19 protein-coding genes are annotated in these 16,672 nt (G+C 63.8%); 9 read left to right on the forward strand and 10 right to left on the reverse strand.

Annotation, left to right across the window (positions count from 1 at the left end):
* Positions 1 to 30 precede the first annotated feature (30 nt).
* Positions 31 to 1,374 (reverse strand): ATP-binding protein, encoded by a 1,344-nt coding sequence (locus HV822_RS10060; RefSeq protein WP_238869857.1) that lies wholly within the window; start codon positions 1,372 to 1,374, stop codon positions 31 to 33.
* Positions 1,352 to 2,017, reverse strand: a complete 666-nt coding sequence (locus HV822_RS10065; protein ID WP_238869858.1) for a response regulator transcription factor — start codon at positions 2,015 to 2,017, stop codon at positions 1,352 to 1,354. The genes HV822_RS10060 and HV822_RS10065 overlap by 23 nt, the downstream gene beginning before the upstream one ends.
* A gap of 160 nt (positions 2,018 to 2,177) precedes the next feature.
* On the opposite strand from HV822_RS10065, the gene HV822_RS10070 reads away from it, so the two are divergent.
* The 5 genes from HV822_RS10070 (at position 2,178) to HV822_RS10090 (ending at position 6,026) form a co-directional block, all read left to right on the forward strand.
* A complete protein-coding gene (locus HV822_RS10070; RefSeq protein ID WP_238869859.1) occupies positions 2,178 to 3,833 on the forward strand; it encodes a copper resistance system multicopper oxidase in 1,656 nt (551 codons plus the stop codon).
* Complete coding sequence (locus HV822_RS10075) at positions 3,830 to 4,546, forward strand: copper resistance protein B (RefSeq protein ID WP_238869860.1); 717 nt, start codon at positions 3,830 to 3,832, stop codon at positions 4,544 to 4,546. Before HV822_RS10070 ends, HV822_RS10075 begins: the two co-directional genes overlap by 4 nt.
* A gap of 120 nt (positions 4,547 to 4,666) precedes the next feature.
* Positions 4,667 to 5,128 carry an ATPase gene (locus tag HV822_RS10080; protein WP_238869861.1) on the forward strand — a complete coding sequence of 154 codons (462 nt, stop codon included), beginning with the start codon at positions 4,667 to 4,669 and terminating at the stop codon, positions 5,126 to 5,128.
* Positions 5,129 to 5,155: 27 nt separating this feature from the next.
* Positions 5,156 to 5,581, forward strand: a complete 426-nt coding sequence (locus tag HV822_RS10085; RefSeq protein WP_238869862.1) for a secondary thiamine-phosphate synthase enzyme YjbQ — start codon at positions 5,156 to 5,158, stop codon at positions 5,579 to 5,581.
* A gap of 121 nt (positions 5,582 to 5,702) precedes the next feature.
* Positions 5,703 to 6,026 carry a hypothetical protein gene (locus tag HV822_RS10090; RefSeq protein WP_238869863.1) on the forward strand — a complete coding sequence of 108 codons (324 nt, stop codon included), beginning with the start codon at positions 5,703 to 5,705 and terminating at the stop codon, positions 6,024 to 6,026.
* Positions 6,027 to 6,044: 18 nt separating this feature from the next.
* On the opposite strand, the gene HV822_RS10095 is transcribed toward HV822_RS10090, so the two are convergent.
* Genes HV822_RS10095 through lptM form a run of 6 tightly spaced genes read right to left on the reverse strand, consistent with a single transcriptional unit; the run spans position 6,045 to position 10,587 of the window.
* Positions 6,045 to 6,755 carry an HAD family hydrolase gene (locus HV822_RS10095; RefSeq protein ID WP_238869864.1) on the reverse strand — a complete coding sequence of 237 codons (711 nt, stop codon included), beginning with the start codon at positions 6,753 to 6,755 and terminating at the stop codon, positions 6,045 to 6,047.
* Entirely contained in the window at positions 6,752 to 7,675 is a 924-nt protein-coding gene (xerC, locus tag HV822_RS10100) for a tyrosine recombinase XerC (RefSeq protein ID WP_238869865.1), read from the reverse strand. The genes HV822_RS10095 and xerC overlap by 4 nt, the downstream gene beginning before the upstream one ends.
* Positions 7,659 to 8,360, reverse strand: coding sequence for a DUF484 family protein (locus tag HV822_RS10105; protein WP_238869866.1), 702 nt, complete (start codon positions 8,358 to 8,360; stop codon positions 7,659 to 7,661). Before HV822_RS10105 ends, xerC begins: the two co-directional genes overlap by 17 nt.
* Positions 8,357 to 9,187, reverse strand: a complete 831-nt coding sequence (dapF, locus tag HV822_RS10110) for a diaminopimelate epimerase (RefSeq protein ID WP_238869867.1) — start codon at positions 9,185 to 9,187, stop codon at positions 8,357 to 8,359. The genes HV822_RS10105 and dapF overlap by 4 nt, the downstream gene beginning before the upstream one ends.
* 1 nt (position 9,188) lies before the next feature.
* Positions 9,189 to 10,442, reverse strand: a complete 1,254-nt coding sequence (lysA, locus tag HV822_RS10115) for a diaminopimelate decarboxylase (RefSeq protein WP_238869868.1) — start codon at positions 10,440 to 10,442, stop codon at positions 9,189 to 9,191.
* Positions 10,443 to 10,449: 7 nt separating this feature from the next.
* On the reverse strand, positions 10,450 to 10,587 hold the full coding sequence (gene lptM, locus HV822_RS10120) for an LPS translocon maturation chaperone LptM (RefSeq protein ID WP_238869869.1): 138 nt from the start codon (positions 10,585 to 10,587) through the stop codon (positions 10,450 to 10,452).
* A 131-nt stretch (positions 10,588 to 10,718) separates the two neighbouring features.
* Here lptM and cyaY point away from each other — a divergent pair, with 131 nt between their 5' ends.
* Positions 10,719 to 11,054 carry an iron donor protein CyaY gene (gene cyaY / locus HV822_RS10125; RefSeq protein WP_238869870.1) on the forward strand — a complete coding sequence of 112 codons (336 nt, stop codon included), beginning with the start codon at positions 10,719 to 10,721 and terminating at the stop codon, positions 11,052 to 11,054.
* On the forward strand, positions 11,051 to 11,233 hold the full coding sequence (locus tag HV822_RS10130) for a DUF1289 domain-containing protein (RefSeq protein WP_238869871.1): 183 nt from the start codon (positions 11,051 to 11,053) through the stop codon (positions 11,231 to 11,233). The genes cyaY and HV822_RS10130 overlap by 4 nt, the downstream gene beginning before the upstream one ends.
* A gap of 49 nt (positions 11,234 to 11,282) precedes the next feature.
* On the opposite strand, the gene HV822_RS10135 is transcribed toward HV822_RS10130, so the two are convergent.
* Both HV822_RS10135 and HV822_RS10140 read right to left on the reverse strand, forming a co-directional pair.
* A complete protein-coding gene (locus HV822_RS10135) occupies positions 11,283 to 14,120 on the reverse strand; it encodes a class I adenylate cyclase (RefSeq protein ID WP_238869872.1) in 2,838 nt (945 codons plus the stop codon).
* Between the two features lie 8 nt (positions 14,121 to 14,128).
* Positions 14,129 to 14,374: a TIGR02647 family protein gene (locus HV822_RS10140; RefSeq protein WP_238873584.1), complete on the reverse strand. Its 246-nt coding sequence runs from the start codon at positions 14,372 to 14,374 to the stop codon at positions 14,129 to 14,131.
* A 154-nt stretch (positions 14,375 to 14,528) separates the two neighbouring features.
* Between HV822_RS10140 and HV822_RS10145 the strand changes: the two genes are divergently transcribed.
* On the forward strand, positions 14,529 to 15,191 hold the full coding sequence (locus HV822_RS10145; RefSeq protein ID WP_238869873.1) for a glutathione S-transferase family protein: 663 nt from the start codon (positions 14,529 to 14,531) through the stop codon (positions 15,189 to 15,191).
* A gap of 448 nt (positions 15,192 to 15,639) precedes the next feature.
* Complete coding sequence (locus HV822_RS10150) at positions 15,640 to 16,647, forward strand: adenosine deaminase (protein WP_238869874.1); 1,008 nt, start codon at positions 15,640 to 15,642, stop codon at positions 16,645 to 16,647.
* Positions 16,648 to 16,672 lie beyond the last annotated feature (25 nt).

A 16,672-nucleotide genomic window follows, 5' to 3' on the forward strand; every position in this document is an offset into this window, starting at 1 on the left:
GGGCGCCCCGTTTTTTTGCCCGCGGTGCTCCTACGGGGTGACCGGCAGCCGGACGCTCACTGACAGGCCGCCCAGTGAGCTGATCCCAAACTGCACTCTGCCCTGATAGCGCGCCGCCAGGTCGCGCACAATGGCGAGCCCCAGGCCGTGGCCGGGCATTTGCTGATCCAGCCGCCAGCCTCGGGTGCCGAGTTGCTCGCGCTCCTCGGCCGGTACGCCCGGGCCGTCATCTTCGACGCTCAGGGTGCGCACCTTGTCCTGCTCGCTCAGCTGAACACGTACGCGGCTGCGTGCCCACTTGCCGGCGTTATCGGCGAGGTTACCCAGCAGTTCGCTGAAGTCTTGCTCATCCATCGGCCAGCGTGTGTTGTCGGCCAGTGTGCAATCCAGGTCAAAGGCTACGTTGCTGTGCAGGCGGCCGAGCATCCACAGCAGTTCTCGTGTTTGCTCCAGCGGCAGGCAGCTGGCTCCTGCTAGCGGGCCACCGGATTGGCTGGCGTGCAGGCTGCTGTCGAGCTGGCGGCTGATGTCGTCCAGCCGTTGGCTGATCTGGCTGCGCGCCTCGGGTGTGATCGGCTGCGCGCTACTGATCAACTGGTTAATCGCTGCAATCGGCGTCTTGATTCGGTGGGACAGGTTGGCGTTGGCTTCGCGCACCTTCTGCAGGCGGTGCTGCAGGGTGTCGAGCAACTGGTTTAACTGAGCGATAAGGCCGCTGAACTCCTGCGGCACGGTATCGCTCAGTCGCTGCAGTTTGCCCTGCTTGAGCGCCTGTAGGTCGTGCTGCAGCTGGCGCACCGGGCGCATGGACAGCTGCACCGCGAGCAAAATCAGCGCAAACAGCACCACCAGCAGGCCGATAGCAACCGCCGCGGTCCACAGGTGCAGCTCATGGGTGCCGGCCTGCAGACGGCTGTAGTCTTCGGCTGCGACTATGGTGGTGGGTTGGCCGTTGATCTCGCGTTCTGTCCGCCAGGCCATATAGCGATGCGCCTGCGTGTCGCCGGCCGGGGTGCCGTGCAGCTCGATCAGCCCTTGCTCTGGCAGGTCGAGCCAGGGCTGCAGCATGGCGGACCAGCGGGGATGGGAGAGCCGTGTCTGGTCGCCAAGTCGGATGGCAAACAGGTGGTGCGACAGGGCGCCAAAGTAGCTGCTGTCCAGGGCCTGCAGACCGCCGCCATTGCTCAGCTGGTTTTCAATTAGGGTGATTTCCTGCTGCAGCCGCGCCTCGACAAAATCGCGGGACATGCGATCCAGCAGCGCCCCGTGCAGATACCAGGCAAGCAGCATAAACAGTGTGGCAAACGGCAGCAGCCAGAGCAGCAAGGTGGTGCGGATCGAGCGGGTTCGCTCAGTCTTCGGCGGTAAAGACATAGCCTTGCCCTCGCTGGGTTTTGATGGCGTTGCGGCCAATCAACAGGCGCAGCCTGCGAATGTAGGTTTCGATGGTGTTGAGGGTCGGCTCGGCGTCCAGATTGTAAAGCTGTTCCAGCAGCGCCTCTTTGGGGTGCAGGCGGTGGGGGCGGCTCATCAGACAGCGCAGCAGGCGAAACTCGGTGCCGGTCAGTGGCTGCCACTCGCCGTTCGGGGTGCGCACGCGCTGGCGCTCTTCGTCGAGCAGGTAATTGCCCGCCTGAATCTGCGTATGGCTGCGGCCCTCGCTGCGGCGCAGCAAGGCCTGCAGGCGCGCCAGCAGCTCTTGCGGGTGAAAGGGCTTGGTCAGATAGTCATCGGCCCCGGCCTTGAGGCCGTTGACCTTGTCCTGCCAGCGGTCGCGGGCGGTCAGCAACAGAATCGGCAGGTCGCGCCCGGCCTCGCGCCAGCGTGTCAGCAGTTGCAGGCCGTCGCCATCAGGCAGGCCGATATCCAGCACGATCAGGCGGTAGTCTTCCTGCAGGCAGAGCTGTTCGGCGGTGGCCGCAGAGCCGGTGGCGTCTACGGCAAACCCCGCCTCACTCAGGCTCTGTTGCAGGCTCGTGCGCAGCAGGTCGTCGTCTTCCACCAACAGCAGGCGCATGGGCGGTTTCTCTTTTCTCTGTGGGGTTCAGTCAGGATTCAGTTTCGCTCGGCAAGCTGCGCTCATTCCCGACGAGTGGGGCAGAGAGTGCATCGGCAACCGGGGTGGTTGTCAATTCTGCGTCCGGCGGCGGGGCGGCTTCTGCTACTGGAGATTACCCATGCAGCGTTATTTCAAGGGTCTGGCTGGCGTGCTGCTGGCCAGCCTATGCGCCGGCACCTGGGCCGGCGAATACAGCCTGACCGTTGACCCTGTGACCATCGACACGGGCGACTTTCGCAAACAAGGCATTGGCTATAACGGCGCCTCGCCCGGCCCGATTCTGCGCTTTCGAGAAGGTGAAGACGTCACCATCCACGTCACCAACAATCTGGACGAGCCGACCTCGGTGCACTGGCACGGGCTGATCTTGCCGTTCCAAATGGACGGTGTGCCCGGGCTGAGCTACCCCGGTATTGCGCCGGGCGAGACCTTCACCTATCGCTTTGCAATCAAGCAATCCGGCACTTACTGGTTTCACAGCCATTCAGGTTTTCAGGAGCCGGACGGCGCCTATGGCGCGATCATCATCGAACCGCAGGGGCGCGAGCCCTTCCGTTACGACCGCGACTACGTGGTGCAGCTGACCGACAAGCATCCGCACTCGGGCGACCGCATCATGCGCAACCTGAAAAGCTCTGCCGATTACTACAACCGCCAGCAGCAGACGGTGGGCGACTTCTGGCGCGACAGCCGCGAGCGCGGCCTGGCAGCGACCCTGAAGGACCGCCTGATGTGGGGCGATATGCGCATGATGTCCAGCGACATCGAGGATGTGCAGGGCTTTACCGGGCTGATCAATGGCAAGGGGCCGGAGCAGAACTGGAGCGGACTGTTCCAGCCGGGTGAGCGGGTACGCCTGCGTCTGATCAACTCCTCGGCCATGACCTACTTCGACGTGCGCCTGCCCGGTTTGAAGATGACGGTGGTGCAGGCCGACGGCAATAACGTGCAGCCGGTGACCGTGGATGAGCTGCGCATCGGCGTTGCCGAGACCTATGACGTGATCGTTCAGCCGAAGGAAGACCGGGCCTACACCCTGTTTGCCGAATCCATGGGGCGCTCGGGTTTTGCTCGCGGCACCCTGGCGCCGCGTGAGGGCATGCAGGGTGAGATCCCTGAATTGCGTCCGGCACCCTTGTTGACCATGGCTGATATGGGCATGGCGCATGCGGGTATGGAGCATGGCGAGATGGCTGGCATGGATCACGGCAGCATGAATCATGGTGACATGGCCGGCATGGATCACGGCAGCATGAACCATGGCCAGGCCGCAGCCATGCCCGCTGACCCCTTCTACGCCCAAGGCAGCGGTTTGATTCCGCAGGCCTATAACGATGGGCGCTTCCTGTCCTACGCCGATCTGCGCGCGCAGAAGCCGTTGTATGAAGAGCGCGCCCCAACCCGTGAGATTGAACTGCGGCTGACCGGCAATATGGAGCGCTACATTTGGTCGATCAACGGCATCAAGGAGTCAGACGCCGAGCCGATCCGGCTGCAATACGGCGAGCGGGTGCGCTTCAAGTTCGTCAACGAAACCATGATGACTCACCCCATGCACCTGCACGGCATGTGGTCGATCCTCGACGTGGGGGCAGGTCAGTGGAACCCGGTCAAACACGTGATCAGCGTTGCGCCCGGCACCACCGTGTACATGGAAACCGAGGTCGATGCGCCGGGCAAGTGGGCCTTTCACTGCCACCTGTCCTATCACGCGGCGGCGGGGATGTTCCGCACCGTCATTGTCGAAGGCGGCCCACAAGGAGGTGACTCATGAAGCGCCTGATGATCCCGTTGCTGCTGGCGTCGGCGTCGGCGGGAGCCGAGCAGATGCGCCACTCCATGCACCACGGCTATTTCTATGGTGTGCGGGTCGATGCGCTGGAGTACCGCCATGGAGACAGCGGCGAGGAGCTGGGGTACTGGAGTGCGGACGCCTGGTGGGGCACTGACGAGTTGAAGGCGCGCTGGCTCAGCGAGGCCGAATACAGCTTCGATCACGACAGCTGGGAGACGCTGGACAACCGACTGGCGCTGCAGACCCCGATCAGCGACTTTATCGATCTGCGCGGTGGTCTGCGCTTTGACACGCCGGACGGTGAGAACCGGCAATACGCTTTTGTTGGTCTTACTGGTCTGCTGCCCTATTGGCTGGAGATGGACAGCAATGTCTACCTGAGCGAGCACGGCGACGTCTCCGTCGATCTGGCGCTGGAGTACGAACTGCTGCTGACCAATCGGCTGCATCTGACGCCCGAGCTGGAGTTGGATGCGGCGTTGTCCGACGACGAGGCGGTGGGCGTCGGCCGCGGGCTCAGCAGCCTGGAGGCGGGGTTGCGGCTGAGCTACGACCTGGTTGATCGCGCCATCGCGCCCTATGTTGGTGTGCACTACGAGCGAGCATTTGGGCGTACTGCTGACTATGTCGCAGAAAAGGGTGAGGAGCGGGAAGGCTGGTTTGCCGTGGCGGGCCTGCGGCTGATGTTCTAGCGGCCGCCGCCTGGAACCTCGTCGCGCATCGGGCGGTCGCAAGGACATGGCGGCAGTGTTGCGAGGTACCAGCAGGCGCCGGGACTGCCGCGAGACACAAACCAGATAGCAGGAGCTTTGATGAAAGCAGAAACCTATCGCGATTTGATCGAGTGGACCCAGCAACTGCATGGCCAGTTGGCCAGCAACCTGGAGGCTGGGGCAGCTGACAGCCAGACCGGGGAGCGCATGCGTGCATTGCTGCAGTACCTGGCGGAGCACGAGCGGCGGATGCAGCAGATGGTGCTGCGGTTCGAGCAGCAGGCCGATATCAAGGTGCTGGACAGCTGGGTGTACGACCATTTCACCGACAACCCGCGCATGCGCACGCTGGACGCAGGCCAGCGCTTGGCCGCTCTGGACCACGATGCTCTGTGCGCGCTGGTATTTGACCTGCACAACGACGCACTGGACCTGTATCGTTATCTGCAGGGCCGGGCAGAGACGGCGGACGGGCGTGAGCTGATGCAGGATCTACTGGCCATGGAAGAGCACGAAACCCTGCGCCTAGCCGAGCAGGTCCAGCGTGCTCGGGACCTGTGATATCCGCCAGCAAGAGGTGAACGCAGTATGTGGTTGCAGAAAGAGATTCGCCTCACACCCCGTGCGCGCGGTTTTCACCTGATCGACGACGAGGTTCTGCGTGCACTGCCGGAGCTGACGGACGTGCGCGTTGGCCTGTTGCACCTGTGGCTGCAGCACACCTCGGCCTCGTTGACCGTCAACGAGAATGCCGACCCGCTAGTGCGCGGTGACTTTGAGGCGTTCTTTCGTCGCGCGGTGCCGGACGACGCCCCCTACTTCAAGCACACCTACGAAGGCCTGGATGATATGACCGCGCATATCAAGTCGAGCCTGCTGGGTGTGCAGTTGACCTTGCCGGTGACCGCGGGCCGACTCGCGGTCGGCACCTGGCAAGGCCTCTACCTCGGGGAACACCGTGAGCATGCCGGCAGCCGCCGGGTGCTGGCCACGCTGCAGGGGCAATGCGACTGAGCATTATCGCGTCAGGCACCGTAACAGAGGCGCTGGTGGGATGAAAAAAGTTACCCGCAAGACTAGCCAAATCCCCTCGATGAACTATATATAGCCTGTTTTCCACTGTGAGGATTCAGGCATGAGTGATGATCTGGACGACGATCTGGATGGGATGGACGATTCCGAGGTCGACGATCAGGACGATGTGACCGGCGGCAGCGACGATGGCGATGACGGCGACGATGGTGCCGAGGTCAGCAGCAAGTCGCGCAAGAAGAAGGCCGCAGCCAGCGAAGACGTTGAGGGCGCCTCTATGGAAGCCAAGCAGCGCGAGCGGGAAATGCTGGCTCGTCAGATCGAAGAGTTCATGGCGCGTGGTGGCAAGGTGCAGCAGATCGACGACAACGTGGTTTCCGATCCGCCGAAAAAGCCTGAAAACAAGTACGGCAGCCGTCCTATCTGACGCTGCCGTGCCGGCCGCTCAGCGTTTGGCGTAGCGCTGGTAGCGGTTCAGCCAGGGCGGAATCTCGCTCAGGCAGCGCACCTCGCCATGGGCCCGTTGCTGGCCCGTCCAGGCATTGCCCTGTGGGTTGAACCACAGGGTGTGCATGCCCACATCCAGGGCGCCCTGGATGTCGTCTCCCGGATGATCCCCGATATGCAGCGCCTGCTGCGGCTCGACCCCGGCGCTGTTCAGCGCCGCCAGGAAGGGTGCCGGGTCCGGCTTGCTGATACCCACCTCATCGGCCGATACGATAATGCTGAAATAGCGATCCAGCCCGAGCCGGCGTACATCGGCGTTGCCGTTGGAAATGCACGCCAGCTGGTATTGCTGCGACAGCAGTTGCAGCACCAGCTCCATGTGCGGGAAGTACTCCAGCCGATGGCGAGCATCGATAAATACCTCGAAACCGGCGAGCGCCAGGCGTTTGGCGTCGTCTGCCGAGTAGCCGGCCTTGCGTAAACCCAGTTCCAGCACGGCGATACGCAGCGGCGTAACCCGGTGGCGCAGCTCGGGGTCGGCTGCCAGCACCTCTGCCAGCAGCGCCTTGCGCGCGTCCTGGTCGCGGGCGGCGGCGTAGTTGGGCGCCTGCTTGCCCAGCCAGTCGGCCAGCACCCGTTCGGCGTTGGCCACCACCGATTCGGTTTCCCACAGGGTGTTGTCGAGGTCAAAGGTCACCAGCTGAATCATTTGTCTGCCTTGCGTTTGGCTCTGGGGTGGGCCTGATCATACACCTGGGCCAGGTGCTGGAAATCAAGATGGGTATAGATCTGGGTGGTACTGATATCGGCGTGGCCGAGTAGCTCTTGCACTGCCCGCAGGTCGCCGGAAGACTCCAGCATGTGGCTGGCGAAGGAGTGGCGCAGCATGTGCGGATGCAGGTGCTGGCCAATGCGTTCCACGCCGTGGCGGCGCAGGCGCAGCTGGATGGCGCGCGGGGTGAGCGCGCTGCCGCGCTGGCTGACGAACAGCGGTTGGGCGCTATCGCTGTTGGTCGGGCGCACGCTGAGCCAGTCCTGCAGGGCGCGCCGCGCCTGGCGGCCGACCGGCAGCACGCGGGTCTTGTTGCCCTTACCGGTGACGCGCACTTCGCCCTGATTGAGGTCGAGATCGCTGACATCCAGCCCGGCCAACTCCGACAACCGCAGACCGGAGGAGTAGAACAGTTCCAGCATGGCCTGATCGCGGCGGCCGAGCCAGTCGTCTTCGCCCGGGCTGTCGAGCAGCTGGGTGGCCAGGTCGGCGTCCAGCGTGCGCGGCAGGGGACGTGCGGCCTTGGGGGCGCGCAGATCGAGCGCGGGGTTTTGCTGTGCACGCCCCTCGCGTTGCAAAAAGCGGTAGAAGCTGCGGATGGCGCTGAGCAGGCGCTGCAGGCTGCGCGGCGACAGGCCCTGCTGGTGCTGGCTGGCGATAAAGTGGCGCAGGTGCTGGGTGTCCAGCCGGCCCCAGCCCGGCAGATCGCGTGCGGCGCGGTGCTGATCCAGACTCAGCAGGTCGTGGCGGTAGGCTTCCAGGGTGCGCGGCGACAGCCTGCGCTCGATGCGCAGGTGGTCGAGAAAGGCGCTGATATCGGGGTCGGCGACGCCGGCCGGCTCAGGCGTGGTTTTCATCGGCCAGCGGGCGTTGGCGCAACAGCACGCGGGCCAGCGCGTCGGCGACGTAGCCAAGGAACAGGGTGCCGGTGGCGCTGCGGTATTGCTGGCCGTCTTCGCTGCCCAGAGCCAGCACGCCGTGCAGCCCCTGGTAGCGGATGGGCGCCAGCGCAGTGGACGCGACCTGTTCCCCGTGCTCGCCAAACAGGAAGTTCAGCTCGGCGGGGCGCAGGGCGCCGGCCACCGGCTTGTCGCTGTCGAGCAGGTGGCCGATGGTTTCCTTGGCGGCGACGTGGGTAACGCAATGGGCGTTGCTGTAGCGGTCTGCTTCGGTAAACAGAATCAGGCTGACAAAGGGCACCTGAAAATCCGTGCGCAGGCTGTCTTCCAGGGTGGCGACCACCTGATCCGCGCTTTGCGCTTCAAGCATGCCGAGAATCAGCCGGCGGCTCTTGTCGAACAGCCGGTCGTTCTCGCGCGCGGTGTCCATCAGCTGGCTCAGCCGGTGGCGCACATCGATGTTGCGTTCGCGCAACAGCTTAACCTGGCGCTCGACCAGTGACACCGCGTGGCCGGCTTCGTGCGGCACAATCAGGTCGGCCAGCAGCTCGTCGTGTTCGACGAAAAAGGCCGGATGGCGCTGCAAAAACTCCACTACGCGGGCGGCTTCGAGTTCGTCAGGATGGGGCGGTTGTTCTTTCATACGCGAATCTGTCCCTCGTAGACGCGGGTGGCCGGGCCGGTCATCAGCACGGGTTGGCCGGGGCCAGCCCATTCGATTTGCAGGCGGCCACCGGGCAGATCGATGTTCACCGGCGAGTCCAGCAAGCCCAGACGAATGCCGGCCACAGCCGCGGCGCAGGCGCCGGTGCCGCAGGCCTGGGTTTCACCCACGCCACGCTCAAAAACGCGCAGGCGGGCGTGTTGACGGTCGACCACCTGCATAAAGCCGGCGTTGACCTTGCGCGGAAAGCGCGGGTGGGCTTCGATCAGCGCACCCAGGCGCTCCAGCGTACCGTCCTGCACGTCGGGCACCAGGGTAACGCAGTGCGGGTTGCCCATGGACACGGCAGCTACCTGTAGCTGTTCACCGGCCACCTCAAGGGTGTAGTCGATGGCTTCGGCGTCGGCCTGGAAGGGGATCTCGGCGGGCACAAAACGCGGCGCGCCCATATCAACCGTGACCTGACGGTCGCGGTTGATGCGCAGCACGATAGGCCCGCCGGCGGTTTCGACCTGAATCTCCTGCTTGGCGGTCAGGCGCTTGTCCTGCACAAAGCGGGCGAAGCAGCGCGCGCCGTTGCCGCACTGTTCTACCTCGCTGCCGTCGGCATTGAAGATACGATAGCGGAAGTCGGCGTCGGGGGTGCTCGGCGGCTCGACCAGCAACAGCTGGTCAAAGCCGATGCCAGTGTGGCGGTCGGCCCACTGGCGGATCTGCTTCGCACTCAGCTGGGCGTGCTGGGTCACCAGGTCGATGACCATAAAGTCGTTGCCCAGCCCGTGCATCTTGGTAAATCGCAGCAGCATCTCAGGCCCCGGGCAGCACGGACTCGCCGGCCAGCAGCTCACTCACGGTCTCGCGGCGACGCACCAGGTGGGTGGCCTCGCCATCGACCAGTACTTCAGCCGCCCGCGGACGGGTGTTGTAGTTCGAGCTCATGACAAAACCGTAGGCACCGGCGGAGCGCACGGCCAGCAGGTCGCCTTCGGCCAGCGCCAGCTCGCGGTCCTTGCCGAGAAAGTCACCGGTTTCGCAGACCGGGCCAACCAGATCCCAGGTTTGCACCGCCACATCGCTGCGCGGTTTGACCGCGTCGATGCCCATCCAGGCGCTGTACAGGGCCGGGCGGATCAGGTCGTTCATGGCACCGTCGATGATGGCGAAGTTCTTGTGCTCGGTCGGCTTGAGCAGGTTGACGCGGGTCAGCAGCACGCCGGCGTTGGCGACAATCGAGCGGCCCGGTTCAAACACCAGGGTCAGGTTGCGACCGGTCAGCGCTTCACGCACCTTGGCCAGATAGGTGCCGGGGCTGGGTGGCGTCTCGTCGCGATAGGTCACGCCCAGTCCGCCGCCCAGATCCAGGTGACGAATGGTGATGCCTTCGGCGGCCAGACCGTCGATCAGCTGCAGCAGTCGGTCGAGCGCATCGATAAAGGGGGTGTCGTCGGTCAGCTGTGAGCCGATGTGGCAGTCCACGCCGCAGATGTCGATGTGGCTCAGCTCGGCGGCGCGGCGATAGACGGCGGGCGCCTGGGCGATGTCGATGCCGAACTTGTTCTCTTTCAGGCCGGTGGAGATGTACGGGTGGGTCTTGGCATCTACATCCGGGTTCACGCGCAGGGAAACGGGCGCCTTGATGTCCAGCTCGGCGGCCACCTGTTGCAGGCGCTCCAGCTCGGCAGCGGATTCAACGTTGAAGCAGTGGATCCCGACTTCCAGCGCGCGGCGCATTTCGGCCGCCGTCTTGCCCAGACCAGAAAAGACGATGCGCGAAGGCTCGCCACCGGCGGCCAGTACGCGCTCCAGCTCACCACCGGAGACGATGTCAAAGCCGGCGCCACGGCGGGCCAGCAGGTTCAGCACGCCGAGGTTGGAGTTGGCTTTTACGGCAAAGCACACCAGGTGCGGCACGCCGTCCAGAGCGTTATCCCAGGCATCGTAGGCCTGCTCGATGGCGGCGCGGGAATAGACGAAACAGGGCGTATCGTATTGTTCGGCAATCGACGACAGGGCAACGCCTTCGGCGTGCAGCTCGCCGTTGCGGTATTCAAACGCGGTCATTGGGGCATCACTTCTGGGTCGATTGCTCGGCAGTCTCGGTCTGGGCAGGCGCGCTGGCCGTGTCCTCGGGAAGATACAGGGGGCCTTTCTGTCCGCAGCCGGTCAAAACCAGCAACGTGAACAGGGCCGCAGCGAATGGCTTCATGTTGAAATCCTTACAGGTAGAATACCCGGCAGTATACCCAGCCGCCCGGCCCGACGCATCAGCCAGCGGCCCGGCGGGCGGAAAACGGTGCGCAGACGCCCGAGTCAGATGAGAGACAGATAATGCAGGACATGAGTGAAGCAAGTTTCCACCAGGCAGTAGACCGCGTACAGGATCTGATCGAGCACGCCCTGGATGATGGTGACCTGGATCTGGAGATGGAGCACATCGACGGCTCACTGGTGCTGATCCTGCCCGAGGGGCAGCGGCTGGCCGTTGGTCGTCAGCCTGCTTCGCGCGAGCTGTGGTTGGCCACGCCCGACCGTACCCTGCACTTCAACTTCGATGCAGGGCAGGGCTGGCTGCACGATAGTGGTGAGGGCACCCTGGGTGAGGTGCTGGCCAGCGTGCTGGAAGAGCTCAGCGGCGAAGAGCTGGAGCTGGATATCGACGCGGACTCACGATGACAACCCGCGGCCGCCAGCCTTCACCCTGCGTACGCAAATGCTGCCTGGATGGTGAGCTATGCATGGGCTGCGGCCGTTTGCTGGACGAAATTCTGGAGTGGGGCCGGGCGCCGGATGCGCGTCAGCGCGAGATCATTGCGGCCGCTGCCAGGCGGCGGGCTGAGCGCCAGAGTCGTTGAGCGCGGTTTAAGGACGCGCTGATGAATTCCACCTGCTCCCTGCAAGCGATCAAGCGTGCAGGTGCATGGCGTCGTTCAGCGCACTTTCCAGTTGTTGGCGATAGCGCAGGTACTGGACGGTCTGCATGCGGCCGCCGGGGTCAACGGCGGACAGGTCCAGATCGGTGATGTAGCAGGGGTAAGGCTCGCGGTCGCGGCGACGGCTGAGGATGTGGCGGGCCACCTCGGTGTAGAGCTGGGCGCCGTACTCCAGCTCGGAGAACTCGCGGTGGTCGCAGAAGATGGTAACCCGCAGGCTGCGCCCGGCACCGGGTTCGGCAATCGCCTGTACCGCGTAGATGTCGGCGTCCAGACCGCCGCGCGGCAGCGCACGCTGCTCCAGGCGCAGTGGATGGCCCTCCTGGGCGGGCAGGATGCAATACAGCTCGGGCTCGCCCTCGTCGATGCTGCGATCCAGGTTTTCGCCAGCCTGCCGGCGCAGCTGAATGCTGCGCAGAAAGCGCAGCAGCGGCAGCAGCAGGGTGTGTTCATCGCGATAGCTGTGCTGGGTTGTCCACAGCGCGCCGCGCTCATCCAGCAGGCTGATCTCGGCCTGCCAGTTGGCGCGCAGACGATAGAACAGCTGGATGCGGCCGGGCTGGTCCTGTTGCAGGAGCAGCCCGAGGTCTTGTCCGTGCAAGGCGTAGCTGTCGAGCACCAGACGCTGGTGGCGTGGCCGGGAGCGGCCCAGGTAGCGCAGCAGCTGGGTGCGATCATCCAGCGCTAGCATGCTGATTTGTTCATCCTGCCACTCCAGAATGCGGAAGGCGTTCTGCAGTTGCAGCAGCAGGCGCGCTGGTGGGTTGCCCAGCAGATGCTCGGCAGCGCTGCTGAACAGGCTCTCGACCCGCTCGGCGATGGCACTGGCACGGTTGCGGCAAAAGCAGCGCACCGCCAGCTCGGGCAGGCGCTGATGCTCGCGGCCGCCGTTCAGGTAATCGCGCAGGGCCTGCATGCAGGCTTCCTCCCCCTGATACTGGGTGACCAGCAGCTCGTTCCAGCTGTTCAGGGTAACCAGATCGATGCGTTGGATCAGGTTGTCCCGCAGGCCGGAATAACCCAGCGCGTCGGTGTGGCTGCTGATCAGGTGCAGGTTTTTCTGGCTGCTGCCGGGCAGCGGGTCCAGGCCAATATTGACCAGCAGCAACACACGGCAGGGCTCGCTTGGGCGCGACAGGGCGACTTCGGTCAGGGCCGGCAAGGGTAGGGGAAACTGCTGCTGCAGGCTGTGCACCAGACTGTTGAGTTCGTACTCGCTGAGCGCGCTGTCGCCGGGGTGCAGGACAAAGCGCGTGGCGCTGTCGATCAGGCCGTTGCGGTGCCCCCAGGCAAGCAGCTCCAGCAGGTTGAGGCTGCGCTTGAGCGGCGGATGATCGCCCAGCTCAGCGGCACCAAGGCTATCGCGGTACAGGCTCCAGGTCGGCGGGTTGTCGTCGTGGCCTGCACTCCAGGCCAGCGTCAGCAGGGCCTCGCTGAGGTCCGGGCTGATGCCTGGGTTAATGAATTCGATCTTGCCCGCCTTGCGTTCGAACGCCGCGTACAGGCGGCGCCCCAACAGTGACAGGTCACGTGCGCTGACTGCGTTGATCACCCCCTGGCTGCGACCAAACTGCGACAGCAGGCGATAGCTGTGGGTCAGCTCGTTGACCAGTTGACGGCGCTCGGTGGCCACTTCGCGGATGCGCCACTGGCGGCGGTCATCCATCTGCTGTAGCTGGCGCGTGCCCCAGTGCCATTCGCGCACCAGGCGCTCCATCATCTGCCGCTTCCAGTCCAGCAGGCCGCTGCGTCGGCTCAGGCGCACGTTGGCCTTGATATACAGGCAGCGGCGCACCAGCTCGAGACGCTCGCTCTCGCGCCGGCTGAGCAGGTAGCGTTCCAGCCGGCGGTACAGCATGACGTAAGGGTCCAGCTCGTCTTCGTTTGGCTTGCCGGCAAACACGGCCTGCTTGAAGTCCAGGCTCAGACAGCGCACGCGCGGGTGCTCGCTGGAATAGACCTCGGTCAGCAGCAGCTTGAGTACTGACTTGTAGGGTGACTCGATACCCTTGAACAACTGCCACAACCCGGCGCCGACAAACTCACCGGCGGGAATGGCGGCCACGTGGCCCAGGTCGAGATAGTCATCGGCGCGGATAAAACGCTTGCTGATCAGCTGGTGGGTGTAGTCGCGGTAGCCTGCCTCTTCGTAGACCGGTACCAGCCACCACAGTGGAAAGCGCCCGCCCAGGTGGATGGCCGTGCGGTAAAACTCGTCGAGCAGCAGGTAGTGTTGTGTGCTGCCGCAGTCTTCAATGCCCAGTTCGTTGTCGCGCTCGCCCTGGGCGAAGCTGGCAGGGTTGATCAGGTGAAAGTGCACCTCACTGCTTTGGCTGGCCGCCCATTCGGTGATCAGCTCGCATTTGCGACCCAGCTCCGCTATCTGCTCGGCGTTGAGTTGCGGCGCGTGGCAGACCCAGACATCCAGATCGCTCTGCTCGGATTGGCCGATAGTGCCGCCGCTACCCATCAGATATAGGCCGTGGATCTGACCGCTGAAGCCGGCGGGGTGACGGCGATACTGGAAGCTGCGCGTCAGGCTTTGGGCAATCTGCAAGCAACTGCTGTCCGGCTCAAAACCGTGCAGGCCACAGGGGGTGTCGCGCGAGACGAAACCGGGGAGCAGGGGGTAGTTGACGTCGAACAGCAGCGGCAGCAGTTGCAGTACGTTGTACTGTCGGTTGGGCAGCGCCTGCAACACGCGGCGCAGGCGCGTGGCGTTGACCGCCATAAAGCGTTTGCGCAGGGTGTTCAGCGCCTTGCGATCAATGCCCTCGTCAATCCGTGGCTGAATCTCACCCTGCTGCATGGCTGACGTCAGGGCGTAGAGGTACGCAAGATGGTTAGCAAGTGCTGGCTGTGTTCGGCTGCGTCCAGCCCCAGGCTGGTGAGGTAGCCGCCATCGTGCTGGCTGATCAGGCCTCTGGCAAACAGGCGCTCGGCGGCGGCAACGGTGTTGGGGTCGGCGTCGTGACTGTGAATCTTCAGACCTTCTTGGGTGTTGCCCAGATTGAACTGGCAGAGCAGGTTGATTTCGGCTATCTCGTCGGGTGTCAGCATTATTGGAGCCTCTTTTCGGGTGAGCATTCAGTCTAGCCGGCTGACATTGTCAGCGCATTCAGCGTCTTGATGACGCTGGTGAATTATTGCCTGCGCGGGTACAAGATGGACCGCGTCACGGTGTCGCCACTTCCGTCCAACAATGGAGAACAACAGGATGATCAGACTACACGGCTTTGCGGCCAGCAACTACTTCAACATGGCCAAGCTGGCGCTGCTGGAAAAGGGTGTCGAGTTCGAGATCAATAACGTGCACGGCAGCCAGGAGCCCGAGTTTCTCGCCATGAGCCCGCGCGGCAAGGTGCCGGTGCTGGAGACTGATAAGGGCTTTATCAACGAGACCAATGTGATCCTCGAATACATCGAGGAAACCCAGGGCGGCAAACCGCTGCTGCCAAGCGACCCCTTCGAGCGTGGCGTGGTGCGCGCGCTGACCAAGGAAATCGAGCTGTATATCGAGCTGCCGGCCCGTTCCTGCTTTATGGAAGTGTTCTTCGGCGGCAAGGTCGATCAGGCAATCAAGGACAAGGCCCGCACCGAACTGCTGGCAGGCGTTGCCACCCTGGCGCGCCACGGCCGCTTTGCGCCCTATGTGGCTGGCAGCGAGATGACTATTGCCGACATCTTGTTCCTTTATAGCTTTGATCTGGCCTGCACGGTGGCGCAGAAGCTGTTCGATATCGACCTGAAAGCCGAGCTGCCGCAGGGCGCCGCGCTGCTGGAGCTGCTGGCACAGAACCCCAATGTGCAGACGGTAGCGGCCGACCGAGAGGCTGAGATGGCGGCCTTTATGGCGGCGATTCGGGCTGCGCGTAAGTAGGTGGGTTTGTTGCGGAGCGGCGAACATTGTTTAGCCGTTTTCCGCATCGCGCCGCGGTTAAGTCAGCCTTTCGCCTTTCACGGCGAGCTAAGGGGGGCCGCTTGCCCGGCCCCCCTTAGCAATCCCCCCGGGCACCCGACTACGCGGCCCTTCGGGTTCGCTGCGTTGCTCGGTCTAACGGGGAGTCGCAGAACTCGTCGCTTCGCTCCTCAGACATGCTGCGACTCTTTTTCCCGTCAGCCCTGCGCTACTCGCCCGCGTAAACGGGGCGAACCCCATGTGCACGCTCCACCTGCCGAGCATTTGGCAAATTGCCATGCTGCCATTCCCTGTCGCCATACTCGAGCGCCGGCGAGGCGCCTTATTTCAGGACAGCAAACCCCCGCCTGGCATATCCTTTGCTGCATGAACTGCACGTTCGTGCAGCAGGATTCCAGGAGTGCCGCTTATGTCCTTTCCCGATACCGATTTTCTCCGTGCGCTGCCCAAGGCCGAACTGCACATGCATCTGGAAGGCAGCCTTGAGCCTGAGCTGATGTTTGCCCTGGCCGAGCGCAACGGCATTACCTTGCCCTACGCCGATGTGGAGGCGCTGCGCGCCGCTTACGAGTTTGGCAATCTGCAGGACTTTCTCGATCTCTACTATCAGGGCGCCGATGCCCTGCGTACCGAGCAGGACTTTTATGACCTGACCTGGGCCTACCTGCAGCGTTGCGCGGCCGATGGCGTCGTACACGTTGAGCCATTCTTTGATCCGCAGACCCATACCGTGCGTGGCATCCCCATTGCGGTGCAGCTGGCCGGTATTTCCCGCGCGCTGGCTGATGCGCAGGCCGAGCTTGGCATCAGCTCGCGGCTGATCTTGAGCTTTCTGCGCCACCTTAGCGAAGAGGACGCCATCGCCACGCTGCAAGAGGCGCTGCCGCTGCGCGAGCACTTTGTTGCGGTGGGGCTGGACAGCTCGGAGCAGGGCAATCCGCCGGACAAGTTCGAGCGCGTGTTTGCCATGGCGCGTGAGGCCGGGTTTGCGTGCGTTGCCCATGCCGGCGAGGAGGGCCCGGCCGACTACATTGTGCAGGCGTTGGACTTGCTCAAGGTGATGCGCATCGATCATGGCGTGCGCTGTGTTGAAAGCCCTGAGCTGGTGCAGCGCCTGATTGCTGAGCAGATGCCGCTGACAGTCTGCCCGCTGTCCAACACCCGGCTGAAAGTGTTTGGGGACATGCGCGAGCACAACATTCTGCAGCTGCTGGAGCAGGGCGTGAAGGTGACCATCAACTCGGATGATCCGGCTTACTTTGGTGGTTATCTGCTGGCGAATTTTGTCGCGGTGCGCGATGCGCTGAACATGACCCGCAAGCAGGCGGTTGCGCTGGCGCGCAATAGCATCACGGCCAGTCTGCTGACCGAAGGCGAGCAGCAACAGTGGTTGGCAAAGCTGGCCGAGGTGGCCTGAGGCGGGAGCGGGGCACGGCTGGCCG

This window comes from Halopseudomonas maritima (genome assembly GCF_021545785.1).
GTDB classification, from domain to species: Bacteria; Pseudomonadota; Gammaproteobacteria; order Pseudomonadales; family Pseudomonadaceae; genus Halopseudomonas; species Halopseudomonas maritima.